Source organism: Aquabacterium sp. (assembly GCF_021768455.1).
Taxonomy (GTDB): Bacteria; Pseudomonadota; Gammaproteobacteria; order Burkholderiales; family Burkholderiaceae_C; genus Aquabacterium.
In genome coordinates this window covers 1-18292 of sequence record NZ_JAIZVX010000087.1, presented here as the reverse complement: position 1 = coordinate 18292, position 18292 = coordinate 1, and the positions used below count along the sequence as shown (strand labels likewise).

Annotated in this window: 13 protein-coding genes and 1 pseudogene; 10 read left to right on the top strand and 4 right to left on the bottom strand. The window is 67.3% G+C overall.

Annotated elements, in window-relative coordinates; genetic code table 11:
* The first annotated feature begins 11 nt into the window (after positions 1-11).
* From tolQ to tolA, 3 genes are read left to right on the top strand one after another with little or no spacing between them, the layout of a single operon-like run.
* The gene (tolQ, locus tag QZ994_RS12360; protein WP_290871802.1) at positions 12-701 is read left to right on the top strand and encodes a protein TolQ; all 690 of its coding nucleotides are present in this window, start codon (positions 12-14) and stop codon (positions 699-701) included.
* A gap of 3 nt (positions 702-704) precedes the next feature.
* Positions 705-1148, top strand: a complete 444-nt coding sequence (locus QZ994_RS12355) for a biopolymer transporter ExbD (protein WP_290871800.1) — start codon at positions 705-707, stop codon at positions 1146-1148.
* Between the two features lie 25 nt (positions 1149-1173).
* On the top strand, positions 1174-2151 hold the full coding sequence (gene tolA, locus QZ994_RS12350) for a cell envelope integrity protein TolA (RefSeq protein ID WP_290871798.1): 978 nt from the start codon (positions 1174-1176) through the stop codon (positions 2149-2151).
* 16 nt (positions 2152-2167) lie between these two features.
* On the opposite strand, the gene QZ994_RS12345 is transcribed toward tolA, so the two are convergent.
* The 3 genes from QZ994_RS12345 to QZ994_RS12335 are packed head-to-tail and all read right to left on the bottom strand — an operon-like array spanning position 2168 to position 4268.
* Positions 2168-3046, bottom strand: a complete 879-nt coding sequence (locus tag QZ994_RS12345; protein WP_290871796.1) for a putative DNA-binding domain-containing protein — start codon at positions 3044-3046, stop codon at positions 2168-2170.
* Positions 3043-3975, bottom strand: coding sequence for a DUF692 domain-containing protein (locus QZ994_RS12340; protein ID WP_290871794.1), 933 nt, complete (start codon positions 3973-3975; stop codon positions 3043-3045). The genes QZ994_RS12345 and QZ994_RS12340 overlap by 4 nt, the downstream gene beginning before the upstream one ends.
* Positions 3972-4268: a DUF2282 domain-containing protein gene (locus QZ994_RS12335; protein WP_290871792.1), complete on the bottom strand. Its 297-nt coding sequence runs from the start codon at positions 4266-4268 to the stop codon at positions 3972-3974. Before QZ994_RS12335 ends, QZ994_RS12340 begins: the two co-directional genes overlap by 4 nt.
* Before the next feature lie 230 nt (positions 4269-4498).
* On the opposite strand from QZ994_RS12335, the gene QZ994_RS12330 reads away from it, so the two are divergent.
* From QZ994_RS12330 to QZ994_RS12315, 4 genes are all read left to right on the top strand, one after another.
* The gene (locus QZ994_RS12330) at positions 4499-7066 is read left to right on the top strand and encodes an ATPase, T2SS/T4P/T4SS family (RefSeq protein ID WP_290871790.1); all 2568 of its coding nucleotides are present in this window, start codon (positions 4499-4501) and stop codon (positions 7064-7066) included.
* Positions 7067-7338: 272 nt separating this feature from the next.
* Positions 7339-9261 (top strand): PrkA family serine protein kinase, encoded by a 1923-nt coding sequence (locus QZ994_RS12325; protein ID WP_290871788.1) that lies wholly within the window; start codon positions 7339-7341, stop codon positions 9259-9261.
* A gap of 109 nt (positions 9262-9370) precedes the next feature.
* Positions 9371-10672, top strand: a complete 1302-nt coding sequence (locus QZ994_RS12320) for a YeaH/YhbH family protein (RefSeq protein WP_290871786.1) — start codon at positions 9371-9373, stop codon at positions 10670-10672.
* Positions 10669-12216, top strand: coding sequence for a SpoVR family protein (locus QZ994_RS12315; RefSeq protein WP_290871784.1), 1548 nt, complete (start codon positions 10669-10671; stop codon positions 12214-12216). Before QZ994_RS12320 ends, QZ994_RS12315 begins: the two co-directional genes overlap by 4 nt.
* A 21-nt stretch (positions 12217-12237) precedes the next feature.
* Here QZ994_RS12315 and QZ994_RS12310 read toward each other — a convergent pair whose 3' ends face one another.
* Positions 12238-14268: a DUF1631 family protein gene (locus QZ994_RS12310; RefSeq protein WP_290871782.1), complete on the bottom strand. Its 2031-nt coding sequence runs from the start codon at positions 14266-14268 to the stop codon at positions 12238-12240.
* A gap of 220 nt (positions 14269-14488) precedes the next feature.
* Here QZ994_RS12310 and QZ994_RS12305 point away from each other — a divergent pair, with 220 nt between their 5' ends.
* From QZ994_RS12305 to QZ994_RS12295, 3 genes and pseudogenes are all read left to right on the top strand, one after another.
* Positions 14489-15664, top strand: a complete 1176-nt coding sequence (locus tag QZ994_RS12305) for a flagellar biosynthesis protein FlhB (protein ID WP_290871780.1) — start codon at positions 14489-14491, stop codon at positions 15662-15664.
* Positions 15661-17763: a flagellar biosynthesis protein FlhA gene (gene flhA, locus QZ994_RS12300; RefSeq protein ID WP_290871778.1), complete on the top strand. Its 2103-nt coding sequence runs from the start codon at positions 15661-15663 to the stop codon at positions 17761-17763. Before QZ994_RS12305 ends, flhA begins: the two co-directional genes overlap by 4 nt.
* Positions 17760-18292 (top strand): annotated as a pseudogene (locus QZ994_RS12295) (flagellar biosynthesis protein FlhF); the annotation flags it as partial. The gene flhA and the pseudogene QZ994_RS12295, both read left to right, overlap by 4 nt.

Here is an 18292-nt window from a genome sequence, read left to right as displayed (position 1 = left end):
GCTCGGCGTCCTTGGTGCCCAGCGTGGTGGTGCAGATCGTGATGGCCCTGCTGCTGGGGGTCTCCTTGACCAGCTGGAGCATCATCTTCGGCAAGGTGATCGGGCTCAAGCGCGTGCGCAGCGACAACGAGGAATTCGACCGCGAGTTCTGGGCCGGCCGCACCCTGCAGGAGCTCTTTCAGGACGCCAGCAAGGGCGATGGCCCGACCTCGCCGCAAGAGCGCATCTTCGCCTCGGGCATGCGCGAGTTCATGAAGCTGCGCGAGCGCCGTGTCAGCGACGTGCCCACCCTGCTCGATGGCGCCCGCCGCGCCATGCGCGCCAGCTACCAGCGCGAGATGGACGTGATCGAGTCCCGCCTCGACTTCCTGGGCTCGGTGGGTTCGGTCTCGCCCTACATCGGCCTGTTCGGCACGGTCTGGGGCATCATGCACGCCTTCACCGGTTTCTCGAACGTGCAGGTGGTGACCCTGGCCACGGTGGCCCCCGGCATCGCCGAAGCCCTGGTGGCGACCGCCATCGGCCTGTTCGCGGCCATCCCGGCGGTGCTGGCCTACAACCGCTTCGCCCGCGACATCGACCGCATCGCCATCCAGATGGAGTCCTTCATCGAGGAGTTCTCCAACATCCTGGCGCGCAATGCCGCACCGCTGGCCCCGGGCGCCGACGCCGTCCGCGCCCAGGCACCGCAGGGGCGCTGAACCGTGGCCGAGCTCAACGCCCGAGGCGGTGGCCGACGCCGCCGCACCCGCAACGAGATCAACATGGTCCCGTTCATCGACGTGATGCTGGTGTTGCTGATCATCTTCATGGTGAGTGCGCCGCTGATGCCCTCCGGCGTGGTCGATCTGCCCAGCGTGGGCAAGGCCAAGCAGGCGCCCGATCAGGTGGTGGAGGTGGTGCTGGAGACCGACGACCGCATCAAGCTGCGCATCAACCGCAAGGACGCAGGCGAGTTCGGTCTCAACGAGCTGAAGGCCCGCGTCAAGGCCATTCAGGAAGACAACGCCCATGGCGCCGATGGCGTGCCCGTGATCATCAGCGCGCGCAAGGACGTGCGGTACGAGGCCGTGGTCCACATCATGGACGAGCTCAAGCAGGCCGGTGTGGCCCGGGTGGGCCTGTCGGTGCGCACCACCGGAGGCTGAGCGCTTGGCACTCCCCACGTCTCCCATGGCATCGGCCCCAACGGGCGCCCTGACGGGCGCGCAGGCGACCCGCGGGCCTGCGTACCCGCCACGCACGGCCGACGGCTGGGGGCCAGGCTTTGCCATGGCCGCCGGCATCCACCTGATGCTGGTCGCGGCCCTGGCCCTGGGCGTGAACTGGAAGAGCCAGCAGCCGGAAGCCCTGGAGGCCGAGGTCTGGTCCGAGATCCCCGAGACGGCGGCCCTGGCCCCGCCGCCCCCGCCCGTGGTCCGTCAGGCCGAGCCGGAGCCCCGCGCTGAACCGCCCGCCCGCGAAGCCGAGCCCGAGGCGCCGCGTGAGACCGTGCCCGACCTGGTGATCGCGCCCAAGCCCAAGAAGGAACCCAAGCCGCCCAAGGAGAAACCGCCCCGCGAGGTCTTCGAGGACGTCAAGCCCGTCAAACCCAAGAAGGTGGAGCCGCCCAAGCCGGAGCCCAAATCCGAGCCCAGGCCCAAACCTGAACCCAAGGCCGAGCCCCGCAAGCCCGAGCCCAAGGTGATGGAAGCCAAGGTGGAGGCCAAGCCGGCCAAGGTCGATGCGAAGGCCGACAAGGCCAAGGCCGAGGCCGACAGCCGCGCCACGGCCGCTGCCCTGGAGGCCCAGCGCAAGGCCAACATCGCCCGCATGATGGACAGCCTGGGCGGCAGCAGCCTGGGCAGCTCGGGCGGCACGGGCAGCCGCAATGCCGGGCCCAGCGCGGGCTACGGTGGGCGCATCAAGGCGCGCGTCAAGCCCAACATCGTCTTTGCCGACAACGTGAGCGGCAACCCGACCGCGGTGGTCGAGGTGCGCTGCGGCCCGGATGGGCGCATCCTCTCGCGCAAGCTGCTGAGCTCGTCCGGTGTGCCCGCCTGGGACGAGGCCGTGCTGCGCGCCGTCGACCGCACCGAGGTGCTGCCGGCCGACACCGATGGCCGCGTGCCGCCGGTGATGGAAATCAAGTTCCAACCCAACGATTTCTGAGCGGCCTGGCGTGCGTTCAGCGCACGTCCACGCCCGCCAGCCACTGACGCTGGAGGGCCCGTGTCAGCCAGGCCGTGAAGTCGAAGTCGGGTGCCGCCTGGTCCAGCAAGGTCGCCAGGCTGGGGGGCGTCTCCCGCTCGGCCTCGGCTGGGCACAGGGCGCGCATCCACCGTGCCTCCGGCCCCATCACGTCCATCACCTCGGCCCGCCAGGGCTGGCGCCAGATCACGGTGAGGCCCTGCGGCCGCTCCCTGGGCGCCTGGGCCATCCAGGGGGCCAGCACGGCGTTCAGGGCGTCGAGGTCGCCACCGGGCTGGTGTGCCGCCCAGATCGCGGGCAGGGGCCAGGGCGAGGGCAGGGCGATCACATGCTCCTGCAGGCGCAGGTGCAGGCGCGCCGGGTCTGTGTCGCCCAGGCGTGCCAGGCTGGGCAGGTCGCATGCCTGGTCTGCGGCGCGTTCGCAGCGGTGGCGGGCCCAATCCAGCCGGGCGAGGTCGGGCAGCCAGGGCCAAGGCAGCAGTTCGGGCTGTTGCGCCAGCAGCGCAGGCAGGCCCTCGCCCCAGTCGCCCAGGTCACCCGATGTGGGCGGGCTCAGCGCCCAGAGCCGGCAGGCCAGGGTGTCGAAGGCCTTGGCGCCGAGCACCTGCTCGACCGTGGGGTGACTCAGCCGCAGCGTGGCGCAGGCCGTGGCCCGGGCGTGGGCGCGGTGCAGGGCGAGGCCGCGGCTCTGCCAGGCGAGGATGTGGGCGTCGGCCGTGCCAGGGCCGGGTGGGATGACGGTCTGTGGCGGTGGCGCCCCCTGTATCGCGGCCAGCAGCGCGACCTGGCGCCGGGCTTCGGCCGCCCGCCCTGCGGTTGGCTGGGCGGCGTCCGGTGCGGCCGACGGGGTGCTCATGCGGCAGGCCTCTGGGGGGAGTTGGCCACCGCCGATGTCACCGCGGCCATGCGCTGGTCGGCCAGGTCGGCCTCGGCCAGCAGGGTGTCCAGGGGGGGCAGGGCCGTGTCCCACTCCACCAGGGTCGGCAAAGGCCCCAGGTGGCGCAGCGTGGCCTCGTACAGCGCCCAGACGCTTTCGCCCACGCGCTGGCTGTGGTCGTCGACCACGGCTTGGCAGGGGTCATCGGGTGCGGGGCAGCCCGCCAGGTGCAACTCGCCCACGCAACCCGGTGGCAGGGTGTGCACCCAGGCCAAGGCTTCGCGCAGGGCCCAGGCTTCGGCCTCGGCGGGCGACATCGGCAGGGCGCCTGCCTCGGGGTGAGCGAAGCGCGCCCGGTTCAGGCCATTGACGCGCAGGTTGTTCAGGTCCAGTAGCAGCTGGCAGCCGGTGCGGCGCGTCAGGGCCACCAGGAAGGCCGCTTCGCTCATCGTGTCGCCCTGAGGTGGCAGGCAGGTGGAGATGTTTTCGACCAGCAGGGGGCGCTTCAGGTGATCCTGGACCTGCTCGACGTGCTCGCACAGCAGGGACAGGGTCGTGTCGTTGAAGGCCAGGGGCAGCAGGTCGGCGGTGTGCACCGGGGCCCCGCCAGGGCGGGCCACCCGCGCGAAACAGGCGTGGTCCGACACGCGCACCGGCTCGCATCGTGCGACCAGCCGGGCCAGTCGGGCCAGGTGCTGCGCGTCGAGCCCGCAGGCCGAGCCCAGCGACAGGCCGACCCCGTGCAGGCTCACCGGGTGGCTGGCCCGCACGGCGTCGAGCAGGGCCAGGGTGGCGCCACCCTCGGCGAAGAAATTCTCGCTGTGCACCTCCACAAAGCCCATGGGCGGGCGGCGGGCCAGCCATTCGGCATGGTGGGGGGCGCGCAGCCCGATGCCGACCAGGCTCACTTGGCCTTGTCCAGACCCAGTTTGGCCTTGGCCTGTGCGGTGCTCAGGCCGCCGAGCTTGGCGCAGGTGCCTTTGGGCACGAGCTTCCATTCGCCGGGGTCGTTGTCGGTCGTGGCCTCGCCGGCGCAGCTGTGGCTGCCGCTGAGGTTGGCGCAGCTGTTCTGGCCGGCCTTGACGATGCCGAAGCATTTCTCCTTCCCCTTTTCGTTGTCCATCTGGGCGGCGGCGGGGGTGACCAGGCCCAGGGCCATGACGGATGCCAGGGCAGAAGAGAGCAGGGCGCGTTGGGACATGGCGGTTTCCTTTCGGTGACGGTGAAATGATGGCATGGCCGCGCCGACTGCCAGAGGCAGGAGGGGCCATGCTGACTTGGTCGGCGGTGTCCCCCAAACCTGACACCGACCTGCGCTGCGGCCATCTGGTGTGCATTCCTGCCTCTTTTGGGCGTTTTGTCGCGCCAGGGTTTTCATAGCATGGCAACCATCCGGGGAAAGATGTGAAGCCCATGGATCCGAGGAGACGCATGTCCGAGACACCCCTGCCGCCGCTGAGCTGGACCGATGAGGTCGCAGGGCTTGGGCCTGGGCGATCGCTGGAGGAGCTTGAGCCCGAGCCGGTGGGCCCGGACGCCAACGCCTTCCGCTGGCCCACGCCGCCTTTTGCCAGCTACCCCCTGGCGCGGGCGCAACTCGACCACGAACCTTGCGAGATCGTGGGCCTCAATGGCCGCACCATGCACGGCCGCCTCGTGTTTTTCGTGCCTGAAGAGCAGGTCGCGCACGTGCAGGTCCCGCCTGCGCGCACGACCATGCCGCTGCGCTTCAACCAGTTCCGATCCCTGCTGTTGACACGGCCCCTGGCGCCCCTGAAGTCGCCCGAGGCCGTCGAGCCCCTGGCCGAGGTCCTGGCCGTGCGCCCGAGCACCGAGTACCACGTCCAGCTCAAGGCGGGGGGGGCGCTCGAGGGCCGCACCGTTGGCCATGCCGAGACGGATTTCGGCCTCTTCCTCTACCCCCCGATCGACGAGCTCGGCACCGTCAGCCGGCTTTTTGTGCCCCACGCCGTCATGCAGGGCGTGGAGTACGGACCCCGCATCGGCGAGGCCCTGATCCAGGCTCACGCGCTCACGCCGGAGCAGGTCAACCAGGCCGTCGAGGCCCAGGCCAACCTGCGCAGCCAGAAGCTGGGCGACATCCTCTTGACGCAGCAGGTGGTCAGCGCGCCGCAACTGCTCGATGCCATCGAGCGCCAGGGCCGCATGCCCATGGTGCGCATCGGCGAGGCCCTGATGGCCATGGACCTCATCACCGAGGCGCAGCTCAACGAGGCCCTGGAGCAGCAAAAGCGCGACCGGTCCGTGCCCCTGGGTGAACTGCTGGTCAGCATGAAGCTGGTCTCGCGAGAAGACCTGCTGACCGCGCTGGCCCGCAAGATGGGTTACCCCCTGGTCGACCTCACCAAGTTCCCGGCCGAGCCCGAGGCCATCCACAAGGTGCCGTTCACCGTGGCCTCGCGCCTGCTCGTGGCGCCGCTGCTGCTACGTGATTCGACCCTGATCGTCGCGGTCGATGACCCCAGCAAGCGCCTGACGCTGTCCGAGCTGGAGTTCATCACCCAGTGCAAGATCGTGCCGGTGCTGGCCCAGCACAACCAGCTGGAATGGGCCATCAAGGATGCCTATGCCCGCATCGGGGCCGACGTTTCCAGCATGCAGCTGGGCAAGCTCAACACCGAGCCCGCCCCGTTCGACCTCGAGACGCTCGACTCCAACCAGCTGGTCGAAAACCTGGAAAAAGAAGGGCTGGAGCGCCACGGCCTGGAGGACGAAAAGCCCATCGAGCAGAGCGACAACTCTCTGGTGCGGCTGATCAACACCATGATCATCGAGGCCTACACCCAGGGCGTCTCCGACATTCACATCGAGAGCTACCCGGGCCGCGACAAAATCAAGATCCGCTTCCGAAAGGATGGCGTGCTGGTGCCCTACCTGGAGTTGCCGCACACCTACCGCAGCGCCATGATCGCGCGCATCAAGATCATGTGCGACCTCGACATCTCCGAGCGCCGCAAGCCCCAGGACGGCAAGATCAACTTTGCCAAGTTCGTGCAGCAATACAAGATCGAGCTGCGCGTGGCCACCATCCCGACCAACAACGGCCTGGAAGACGTGGTGATGCGGATCCTGGCCTCGGCCAAGCCCCTGCCGCTGGACAAGATCGGCCTGAGCCCCTGGAACCTGAGCAAGCTGCAGGATGCCATGGAGCGCCCCTACGGCATGGTGCTCTGCGTGGGGCCGACCGGCTCTGGCAAGACCACCACCCTGCACTCGGCACTCAGCTTCATCAACGTGCCAGAACGCAAGATCTGGACGGCCGAAGACCCGGTGGAAATCACCCAGCCTGGCCTGCGCCAGGTGCAGGTCAATGCCAAGATCGACTGGACTTTTGCCAAGGCCCTGCGCGCCTTCCTGCGGGCCGATCCGGACGTGATCATGGTGGGCGAAATGCGCGATGCCGAAACGGCCGCCATGGGCGTGGAGGCCTCGCTCACGGGCCACCTGGTGCTCTCCACCCTGCACACCAACAGCGCGCCTGAAACCGTCACCCGCCTGCTCGACATGGGCATGGACCCGTTCAACTTTGCCGACTCCCTGCTGGTGGTGTTGGCGCAGCGCCTGGTGCGCCGCCTGTGCGGCCAGTGCAAGGTGGCTGAACCCGCCTCGCAGGAGTACATCGAAGAGCTGCTGGAAGACTATCTTCACAACGCGCCCGCCGATGTCGAGGCCCTGGGCCGCAACCCGGTGCTGTCGGGCTGGTTGGGCCGTCTGAGTCAGAACGGCCAGATCATGCGTTACACCAACACTGGTTGCCCCCACTGCAACCAGACGGGCTACAAGGGCCGCGCCGGGGTGCACGAGCTGATGAGCGTCAGTCGGGCGCTGCGCCGCCTGATCCAGACCGGGGCACGCGCCGAGGAGTTGCAGCAGCAGGCCATGCGCGAAGGCATGCGCACCCTGAGGCAGGACGGCATCGAGAAGGTGCTGGCCGGCATCACCAGCATGGAAGAGGTGAGGGCCACCAGCAACACCTGAGTCAGCCCCTGAACACATGGGGCGGCCGGGGCGTGAAACAGGGGTTTGTGGTGCATCGGCCGCACGCGGGGCCAAAAAAAGGTGCAAGATAGGCAGTAACGAAGTCCTCGATCTGTGTGACAAAGGCCTGGTTTCTCCGGGCACCACAGGGCGGCGATTTCCTCGATCTTTGGTGTGAAGGCGATGCTTGTGTGGTCGCGCCGGGTTCACCAGACGGGTACTCCGGCAGATCACGATGCATCGATGGCGTCAGTCGATGTTCGGAGGTCTATATGGACGTGATCAGCAACTTCGCAGCTCGCTACGAGCGGACCCGCGAAGAGGAATTCACCCTCGAGGAATACCTCGAGATCTGCAAACGGGACAAGACGGCTTTCGCCACCGCCGCCGAGCGCATGCTCCAGGCCATCGGCGAGCCGCAGATGGTCGACACGCGCAATGACCCGCGTTTGTCGCGCATCTTCACCAACAAGGTGATCAAGCTCTACCCGGCCTTCGAAGAGTTCTACGGCATGGAGGACGCGATCGAGCAGGTCGTCTCCTACTTCCGCCATGCCGCGCAGGGCCTGGAAGAAAAGAAGCAGATTCTTTACCTGCTGGGCCCGGTGGGCGGCGGCAAGTCTTCGATTGCCGAGCGGCTCAAGCTGCTGGCCGAGAAGGTGCCGTTCTACGCCATCAAGGGCTCGCCGGTGAACGAGTCGCCGCTGGGCCTGTTCGACCCGACGGAAGACGGCCCGATCCTGGAGAAGGAATACGGCATCCCCCGCCGTTACCTGCAGCGCATCCTGAGCCCCTGGGCCGTGAAGCGCCTCGAAGAATTCGGTGGCGACATCCGCCAGTTCAAGGTGGTCAAGCGCTACCCGAGCATCCTCAAGCAGGTGGGCATCGCCAAGACCGAACCGGGTGACGAGAACAACCAGGACATCAGCTCGCTGGTGGGCAAGGTCGACATCCGCAAGCTCGAAACCTACGCCCAGGACGACCCGGATGCCTACAGCTACTCGGGCGGCCTGTGCCTGGCCAACCAGGGTCTGCTGGAATTCGTGGAAATGTTCAAGGCGCCGATCAAGGTGCTGCACCCCTTGCTGACCGCCACCCAGGAAGGCAACTTCAAGGGCACGGAAGGCTTTGGTGCCATCCCCTTTGACGGCGTGGTGCTGGCCCACTCGAACGAGAGCGAGTGGAAGGCCTTCCGCAACAACAAGAACAACGAGGCCTTCCTCGACCGGATCTACATCGTCAAGGTGCCGTATTGCCTGCGGGTGAGCGAAGAGATCAAGATCTACGAGAAGCTGGTCCGCACCTCTTCGCTGGCCGCCGCGCCCTGCGCCCCCGGCACGCTGAAGATGATGAGCCAGTTCGCCATCCTGACCCGCCTGAAGGAGCCGGAGAACTCCAGCATCTTCAGCAAGATGCAGGTCTACGACGGCGAAAACCTCAAGGACACCGACCCCAAGGCCAAGTCCATCCAGGAGTACCGCGATTACGCCGGGGTCGACGAGGGCATGAGTGGCGTCTCCACCCGCTTCGCCTTCAAGATCATCTCGAAGGTCTTCAACTTCGACAGCGCCGAGGTGGCGGCCAACCCCGTGCACCTGATGTACGTGCTCGAACAACAGATCGAGCGCGAGCAGTTCCCGGCCGAGGTCGAGCAGAAGTACATCGCCTACATCAAAGAGGCGCTGGCGCCGCGCTATGCCGAGTTCATCGGCAAGGAGATCCAGACGGCCTACCTCGAGAGCTATTCCGAGTACGGCCAGAACATCTTCGATCGCTACGTGACCTACGCCGACTACTGGATCCAGGACCAGGAGTACCGCGACACCGACACCGGCGAGATCTTCGACCGTGGTTCGCTCAACGCCGAACTCGAGAAGATCGAGAAGCCCGCGGGCATCTCCAACCCCAAGGACTTCCGCAACGAGATCGTGAACTTCGTGCTGCGCGCCCGCGCCAACAACGGCGGCAAGAACCCGCTGTGGACCAGCTACGAGAAGCTGCGCGTCGTGATCGAGAAGAAGATGTTCAGCAACACGGAAGAGTTGTTGCCGGTCATCAGCTTCAACGCCAAGGCCAGTGCCGACGAGGTCAAGAAGCACGAGGACTTCGTGAACCGCATGGTCCAGAAGGGCTACACGGCCAAGCAGGTTCGGCTGCTGTGCGAGTGGTACCTGCGCGTCAGAAAGTCTTCCTGATGACCCACCCCCGAGCGCCTTCCGGCGCTCCCCTTCAAGGGGGCGCCGCCAACGGCCCGGCCAAGCCGGTTCCGTGGCGGCCGCTTGATGGCAACCGAGCTGGGCAAACATGACACGGCAACACATCATCGACCGGCGGCTGGCGGGCAAGAACAAGTCCATTGGCAACCGTGAACGTTTCCTGCGTCGCTACAAGGACCAGGTGAGAGACGCCGTGCAGCGGGCCATCAATGGCCGCAGCATCCGCGACCTCGAAAAGGGCGAGGACATCACCATCCCAAAGCGGGACCTGAGCGAGCCCGTCTTCAGCCACGGCCAGGGCGGCATGCGCGAGGTGGTGCACCCGGGCAACCGCGAGTACGTCAAGGGCGACCGCATCGAGAAGCCCCAGGGCGGCGGTGGCCAGGGGCAGGGCCAAGGTCAGGCCAGTGACTCGGGCGAGGGCGACGACGATTTCGTCTTCTCCCTGAGCAAGGAAGAGTTCATGCAGGTCTTTTTCGAAGACCTGGCCTTGCCCAATCTGGTGCGCACGGCCCTGGCCGAGGTGCCGGAATGGAAGAGCCACCGCGCGGGCTTCAGCAGCGATGGCACGCCCAACAACCTGCACGTGGTGCGCTCGATGCGCGGCTCTCTGGGGCGCCGGATTGCCCTTGGCGCCGGCAGCCGCCGCGAGATCAAGGAACTGGAAGAACGCCTGGCCTTCCTGCGCGGCCAGGAAGAGACCGGTGACCTGGCCCTGGTGCACGAGCACGCGGCCGAGATCGAAGAGATCGAGGCCAAGCTGGCCCACCTCTACGGCAAGGTCAAGGGCATCCCTTTCCTGGACCCGATCGACCTGCGTTTCCGCAGCCGGGTGAAGGTGCCGGTGCCGACCACCAAGGCCGTGATGTTCTGCGTGATGGACGTGTCCGGCTCGATGGACGAGCAGCGCAAGGAGCTGTCCAAGCGCTTCTTCATCCTGCTCTACCTGTTCCTGACGCGGCACTACGACAAGATCGAGCTGGTCTTCATCCGCCACCACACGCAGGCGCAAGAGGTGACCGAAGACGAGTTCTTCCACGCCACCGAAACCGGCGGCACGGTGGTTTCCAGCGCCCTGGTCCTGCTGGACGAGGTGATCCGCGCACGCTACCCCACCAGCGAGTGGAACCTGTACGTGGCCCAGGCCTCCGACGGCGACAACTGGCACCACGATTCCAGCCGCTGCCGCGAGATCCTGCAAGACAAGATCCTGCCCCTGGTGCGTTATTACGCCTATGTGCAGGTGGCCCAGACCGAACAGAACCTCTGGGACGAGTACCTGGCGCTGAGCGAATCCCACAAACACTTTGCGATGCGCAAGGTGCTGGAGGCCTCTCAGATCTACCCGGTCTTCCGCGAGCTGTTCAAGAAGGAAGGAGTCGACGCATGAGTGCCGTTCTGGACAAGGCCACGCAGTTGCCCGGACCGTCGGACTGGTCGTTCGAGCTGATCGAGCAGTACCACGACGTCATCCGTGCCACGGCCGAGCGCTTCAAGCTCGACACCTATCCCAACCAGCTGGAGATCATCACCGCCGAGCAGATGATGGACGCCTACGCCAGCGTGGGCATGCCGGTGAACTACCGCCACTGGTCGTATGGCAAGGAGTTCATCAGCACCGAGAAGAACTACCGCCGCGGCCACATGGGCCTGGCCTACGAGATCGTCATCAACTCCAACCCCTGCATCAGCTACCTGATGGAGGAGAACACCATGGCCATGCAGGCCCTGGTGATCGCGCATGCGGCCTACGGGCACAACAGTTTTTTCAAGGGCAATTACCTGTTCCGGATGTGGACGGATGCGTCCTCCATCATCGACTACCTGGTCTACGCCAAGAACTATGTGGCGCGCTGCGAAGAGCGTTATGGCGTGGACGCGGTGGAAGAGCTGCTCGACAGCTGCCATGCGCTGATGAACCACGGTGTGGACCGTTACCGCCGTCCGGGCAAGCTCTCGCTGGACAAGGAACTGGCCCGCCGCGAGGAGCGCGAGGCCTACCTGCAGCAGCAGGTCAACGACCTGTGGCGCACACTGCCGCGCCGGGCCGACCGGCCTGAAGAAGAGGCGGTGCGCCGCTTCCCGGCCGAGCCGCAGGAGAACATCCTCTACTTCATCGAGAAGAACGCGCCGCTGCTGGATTCGTGGCAGCGCGAGATCGTGCGCATCGTGCGCAAGGTGGCGCAGTACTTCTACCCGCAGCGCCAGACACAGGTGATGAACGAGGGTTGGGCCACCTTCTGGCACTACACCTTGCTCAACACCATGTACGACGATGGCCACCTGAGCGACGGCATCATGCTGGAGTGGTTGAAGTCGCACACCAATGTGGTCTACCAGCCGCCGGTCGGGCACCGCGCCTACAGCGGCCTGAACCCTTATGCGCTGGGCTTTGCGATGTACACCGACCTCAAGCGCATCTGCGAGGCGCCCACGCCGGAGGATCGCCACTGGTTCCCCGAGTTCGCCGGGGTGGCCGAAGGCAAGGATCCGCGCGAGCACGCCTGGTTGCCCACGCTGGACTACGCGATGCGTAATTTCAAGGACGAGAGCTTCATCGGCCAGTACCTGAGCCCGAAGGTGATGCGAGACTTCCGCCTGTTCGCCATCCGCGACGACGAGAAGGAGAGCGAGTACGAGGTCAGTGCCATCCACGACGATGGCGGCTACCGTGCGCTGCGCGAGAGCCTTTCGAAGCAGTACGACCTCAGTTCGCGCGAACCCAACATCCAGGTGTGGAGCGTGAACCTGCGCGGTGACCGCTCGCTCACCCTGCGCCACACCCAGCACAACGACCGTCCGCTGGGCGATGGCACGCGCGAGGTGCTCAAGCACGTGGCGCGCCTGTGGGGCTTCCCGGTGCACATGGAGAGCGTCAACAGCGGCGGCGACATCCGCCAGCAGTGGACGGTGGTGCCGGCCTCGATGGACTGAAGCCCGGGCCGCCCTGGCGGCTCAGAGGTCGCCCAGCAGGCTGTCGACCGCGCGCTGCATGGCGCTGCGGTCTTCCACGCGGGTGGCCAGGCCTTCGCTGCGCAGGCGCAGCAGGGCGCGTCGCGTCAGCGAGTGCATGCCGCCACCGTGTCGGCTGGTGAACATGAAGAACTGGCGGTTGTCGCTCAACCACAGCAGGCGCGTGGTGGCCCACCGGCCCTGGATGAAGAGCTTGCACCAGGCCTGGGTCTCGAGGGTGTCGATCCATTCTGCCGCACTCTCTGTGGACGTGGCCTGGGTGGCGGGCACTGCAGCCGTGCCGGGGGCAGGGAGCGCGGCGTCGGGCGACGCCTGCATCTCGGCATAGTCCATCGGGATGGTGGGCAGGTTGCCGAGGTTGGTGTCGACCGCCTCGTCATGGCGCAGCGGCTCGGGCACCGGCTCGTCCTGCATCTGGCGCACCAGTTCCTGGGGGCTGGGCTCGGGCCGGGGCCGGGGGGGCGCCCGAAGGTGCAGGCTGTGCACCACCATCAGTTCATTGAGCACGGCCTCCCGGCGCGCGGCGGGCAGGCGGATGCGGTCCATGCCGGCCTGCAGGCGCTGAACCAGTTCGGGCAGGCTCTGGCGCAAGCGCTCGCGGTCGGCCAGGGTGGCGGGGCGCGTCAGGCTGGCCAGCAGCGCGTCGACGGTGCCGAGCACGCGCTGGGCGCTGGCTTCGTCTTCGGCCGGGTCGGCCATGGTCTGGGCCAGCACGGCCACCCAGTCCTGCAAGAGGAAGTCGCGCAGGGGCGCTGCCAGTCGGAGCTCGGGGGCGCTCTGGGCAGTCAGGGCGATCTGCGCCTCGACCTGCTGGCGCAGCAGGGGCAGCAAGGCGGCGCGGTGCTCGGCCTGGGCCAGCGCGGCCTGCTGCGCCTGGTGGCGGACCAGGGCGGCGCGGGCCTGCTCGGCCTGGTGGGCCTGCAGCTGGCGCAGGGCCTGTTCGTAGGCGCTGGTGTCGGTGGGGCCCGCGGTGGCGATCTGGCGCACCAGGGGCTGTGCCAGGGCCATGAAGCGGCCCAGCTCGGCCTCGTCACCAGGCTGGATGCCGGCGGTGCCAGAGACCAGTTCGTGGATCAGGCGCCAGGCCGGGTGGCGGTCGCTCTGCATCAGCTGCGGGTCTTTCAGGGCCAGGCGCACCATGGGGGCCTGCAGCTGGCGGATCAGGCCCTGCACGGGCGGCTGCACATCGGGGTCGCTGCCCATCTGGTCCAGCAGGCGGGTGAGCAGTTTGAGTGCCTGGCCGGCCAGTGGGGCCGTGGTGCCGCTGGGTGGGCGTGTGGCGGCCTGCCCGGCGAACTCGGGCAGGCGCTGCAGCAACTGATAGAGGGCGCCGGGTTGGGTCACGTCCACATCGGAGCGGGGCGGTGGCGTGTGGCTGGGTGGGTGAACGGGCGCCTTGCGCACCAGGGGGGCGACGCCTTCGGCCTTGAGCCGGGCGCTGTGCTCAGCATAAAAAGTCTTGAGCAGGCCGGCCAGCACCGCACCTCCCTGGCGCAGGAGCAGGGCGCGGGCCTCGGCGCCCAGGCCCAGCGTCAGGCTGCCTTCGCTCAGGGCGCGTGCAAAGGTGGCGGGGCGCCAGGGGTTGCTCTCGGGCTGCAGGCAGGTGTCGCCCAGCAGGCCGGCGTGGAAGCACTGAAACTGGTTCCACTCCCACTCGGCCTGCACGCCGATGAGCTGCACCGTGCGCGAGACCTCGATCTCCTGCTCGGCCTCGGACTCGTCGACCAGGCTGAGCAGGTCGGTGTCGATGCGCGAAGGTTCGCCCGCGTCGGTCGCCCCTGGGCCCGCATCGCTCAGGGCCTGGTGGAGCGCCTGGTGCATGGCCGCTTCCACCGCCTGAGGGCGGGTCTGCAGGGCCTCCAGCACGGTGAAGACGAGGCGGCGGTCCTGGGCCATGGCCAGGTCGACGCTGGCCTCTCGCAGGGCGCGCTGGGTGTCGATCACCCATTGCGCACACAAGGCGGGCAGGGCGGTGACGGCACAGGCCGGTGGGGTGGTCGGGGTGGCGGCCATGGGGTGGAGGTTCGGGTGTGATGAACACGGACGCAGGCGGGGCGGCAGGGGCCGATCGGGCGCTCGTGTGGCATTTGTCACGGTGTCGTCAGCATGGGGGCTCGGGTCCTCGTTGTCTGCAGGGAATAAGCCGTGTGCCACCCCGTTTATCGCCCTAAAGATTTTGGCGGGGCGCTGAAGAATCGGGTTCAGTCCGCAGTACACCCAGGCCCCTCACACCATGTCCGACAGCGCCCAAGACAAGCAGTTGCCCGCCTCGGCGCAGAAGCTGAAGAAGGCGCGCCAGGAAGGCCAGGTCGTTCGTTCGAAGGATCTGGGGCACTTCATGGTGGTCATGGCGGCCACCGGCGTGGTGGTGGCTATGACGCCTTTCTGGATGGACCGCATGCAGCGCCAGCTCAGCGCCGGCCTGCGCTTCGATGCCCGCGCCGTGGCCAGCCCCGAGGTGATGGTCGACCGCCTGGTGCAATGGACGGGCGAGTGGCTGCTGCTCATCGTGCCCCTGGCCCTGGGCGTGGCGCTGGCTTCGGCCGCCGCCAGCGTCTTGGCCGGTGGCTGGGTGATGTCCTTCAAGGTGATTGCCCCCAATTTCGGCAAGCTCAACCCGATCGCGGGGATCGGCAACCTGTTTTCCAAAGCCCATGCGATCGATGCGCTCAAGGCCAGCGCCATGGGGCTGCTGATGGGCGCGGTGGGCTTCATGGTGCTGAGCAATGTCTGGCCGGGCATGGTGGCCTTGCTGGCCCAGCCGCTGCCGGCGGCCATCCGTGAACTGGGTCACACCCTGGAAGAGACGCTGGGTTCGATGTTGCTGGTGATGGCGGGCTTCGCCCTGATCGACTGGCCGCTGCAGAAGTTCCTCTTCGCCGAGAAGATGAAGATGAGCCACCAGGACCAGAAGGACGAGTTCAAGCAGCAGGAAGGCAACATGGAGGTCAAGGGCCGCATCAAGCAGCGCATGCGCGAGATGGCCCGCAAGCGCATGCTGGCCGCCGTGCCCCAGGCCAACCTGGTGGTCATGAACCCGACCCACTATGCCGTGGCCCTGCAGTACGACGAGGCCACCATGGGCGCCCCCCGCGTCATCGCCAAGGGGGTGGACCTGGTGGCGCTCAAGATCCGGGATGTGGCCACCGAGCACCGCGTGCCCGTGCTCGAAGCGCCCCCGCTGGCCCGTGCCCTGTACGCCAACACCGAGCTCGACCAGGAAGTGCCGGTGGCGCTCTACAGCGCCGTGGCCCAGGTGATGGCCTATGTGTTCCAGCTCAAGGCCGCCTTGAGCGGCCAGGGCGCGATGCCGGGCAACCTGCCCGACCTCGATGTGCCGCCCGAGCTTGACCCGCAGCGCAACGGCAAGACCCCCCCCCCGACCGACGACATGGAGCTTGAGGCATGAATCCCTGGTTGCAGAAACTCCAGGCCTTGATGGCCAACAGCCAGGGCGTGCAGGTCATGGCCGCGCCCATGGTGGTGGTCGCGGTGCTGGCGCTGATGGTGCTGCCCCTGCCGCCCCTGGTGCTGGACATCTTCTTCACCTTCAACATCGCCGCGGCCCTGATGGTGATGATGGTGGCCGCCACCATGCTGCGCCCACTCGATTTCGCGGCCTTCCCCTCGGTGCTGCTGCTGACCACGCTGCTGCGCCTGTCGCTCAACGTGGCCTCGACCCGGGTCGTGCTGCTGGAAGGTCACAACGGTGCGGGGGCGGCCGGCAAGGTGATCGAGTCCTTTGGGCACTTCCTGATCGGGGGCAATTTTGCGGTCGGTCTGATCGTGTTCGCCATCCTGGTGGTGATCAACTTCGTGGTGATCACCAAGGGCTCGGAGCGCATCGCCGAGGTCAGCGCCCGTTTCACCCTGGACGCCATGCCCGGCAAGCAGATGGCCATCGACGCCGACCTGAGCGCCGGCCTGATCGACGAGAAGGAAGCCAAGCGCCGCCGCCTGGAAGTGGGCGAAGAGGCCGAGTTCCACGGCTCCATGGACGGTGCGTCCAAGTTCGTGCGCGGCGACGCCATCGCCGGCATCCTGATCCTGTTCATCAACATCATCGGCGGCTTCGTGATCGGCGTGGTGCAGCACGGGCTGTCGCCCGGGCAGGCGGCCGAGTCCTACATCCTGCTGGCCGTGGGCGATGCGCTGGTGGCCCAGATCCCCGGTCTGCTGATCTCGGTGGCCTCGGCCATGGTGGTCTCGCGCGTGGGCAAGGAGAAGGACATTGGCGGCCAGATCATCGGCCAGATGTTCCAGAACCCCAAGGTGCTGGGCGTGGCCGCCGGCATCATCGGCACCCTGGGCCTGATCCCGGGCATGCCCAGCTTCATCTTCCTGCCGATTGCCTCGGGCATGGGCTATGGCGCCTGGCGCATGCACCAGAAGCAGGAGCTGGCCATCCGGGCACCGAAGCCGGTGGAAAAACCCGCCGACGCGCCCAACGCCAATGGCGAAGCCACCTGGGAAGACCTGCAGCCGGTCGACACCCTGGGCCTGGAGGTGGGCTACCGCCTGATCCAGCTGGTCGACAAGGACCGTGGCGGCGACCTGCTCAACCGCATCAAGGGCGTGCGCCGCAAGTTCGCGCAGGAGGTGGGCTTCCTGCCGCCTTCCGTGCACATCAAGGACAACCTGGAGCTCAAGCCCAGCTTCTACCGCATCACCCTGCGCGGCGCCGTGGTGGGCGAGGGCGAGGTCTTTCCCGGCATGCTGATGGCGATCAACCCGGGGCACGTGGCCAACCCGATTGCCGGCACCCAGGCCATCGACCCCGCTTTTGGCCTGCCCGCCGTGTGGGTGGAAGAACGGCAACGGGATGTGGCGCAAATGGCGGGCTACACGGTCGTTGATCCCTCGACCGTGGTGGCCACCCATCTCTCACACTTGATGCAACTCCACGCGGCCAAGTTGTTGGGCCGGGTCGAGACCCAGCAACTGGTAGAGCACGTGACGAAACTGGCCCCCAAACTCATGGAAGACGTGGTACCCAAGATGGTCGGCATCGCCACGCTTCAGAAGGTCTTGCAGCTGCTGCTGGAAGAAGGGGTGCACATCCGCGACATGCGCTCCATCATCGAAACCATGGCCGAGCAGGCCTCGACCAGCCCGGGTCTGCAGAACGACCCGACCGAGCTGGCCAAGCGCATCCGCGTGGGCCTGGCCCCGGCCATCGTGCAGCAGATCTATGGCCCCGTGAAGGAGCTGGACGTGATCGCCATCGAGCCCGACCTGGAGCGCCTGCTGACCCAGGCCCTGACCTCGGCCAACGGCCCGATGCTCGACCCGGGCGTGGCCGACCACCTGACCCGCCAGGCGGCCGAGGCCACCCAGCGCCAGGAAAACATGGGCCACCCGGCCTGCCTGCTGGTGCCGGATGCCATCCGCCCGTCCCTGGCCCGCCTGCTCAAACGTGCGGCCCCGCGCCTGAAGGTGCTGGGCCACAGCGAGATCCCTGAGACCCACTCCATCCGCATCGGTACCCTGATTGGAGGCCACGCATGAACGTCAAACGCTTTATCGGACGCAACTCCCGCGAGGCCATGCAGAAGGTCAAGGCGGCCTTCGGAGACGATGCCGTGGTGCTGTCGACCAAGCCGGCCGCCGAGGGGGGCATCGAGATCCTGGCCATGGCGGGCGACAGCGTGCCCCAGATCGACAGCTATCCCGCCGAACGCGAGGAGCCCGCCCCGGCCCCGGTTGCCAAAAAGGGTGCGCAGCAAGCCGCCCACCAGGCCGCGAACCAGGCCCGCCAGGCCGTGGCCAACCTGGCCTCGACCGTGCAGGACGACGTCAAGCAGCTGGCCATGAGCACGCTGTCCTTCCAGGACTATGTGCGCGAGCGCATGCTCAAGCGCCGCCAGGCCGCCCTGCAGTCGCGCACCGAACCGGCCATGGCCGCCTCGGCCGAAGAGCAGCTGACCCAGCGTTTTGCCGCGCCGAAGGCCGCTGCACCGGCCCAGCCCCCTGTCTCGACCAAGGTCGACCTCGGCAGCGACCTCAGCGCCCTGGTGGCCGCCTTCGAGCAGCGCGG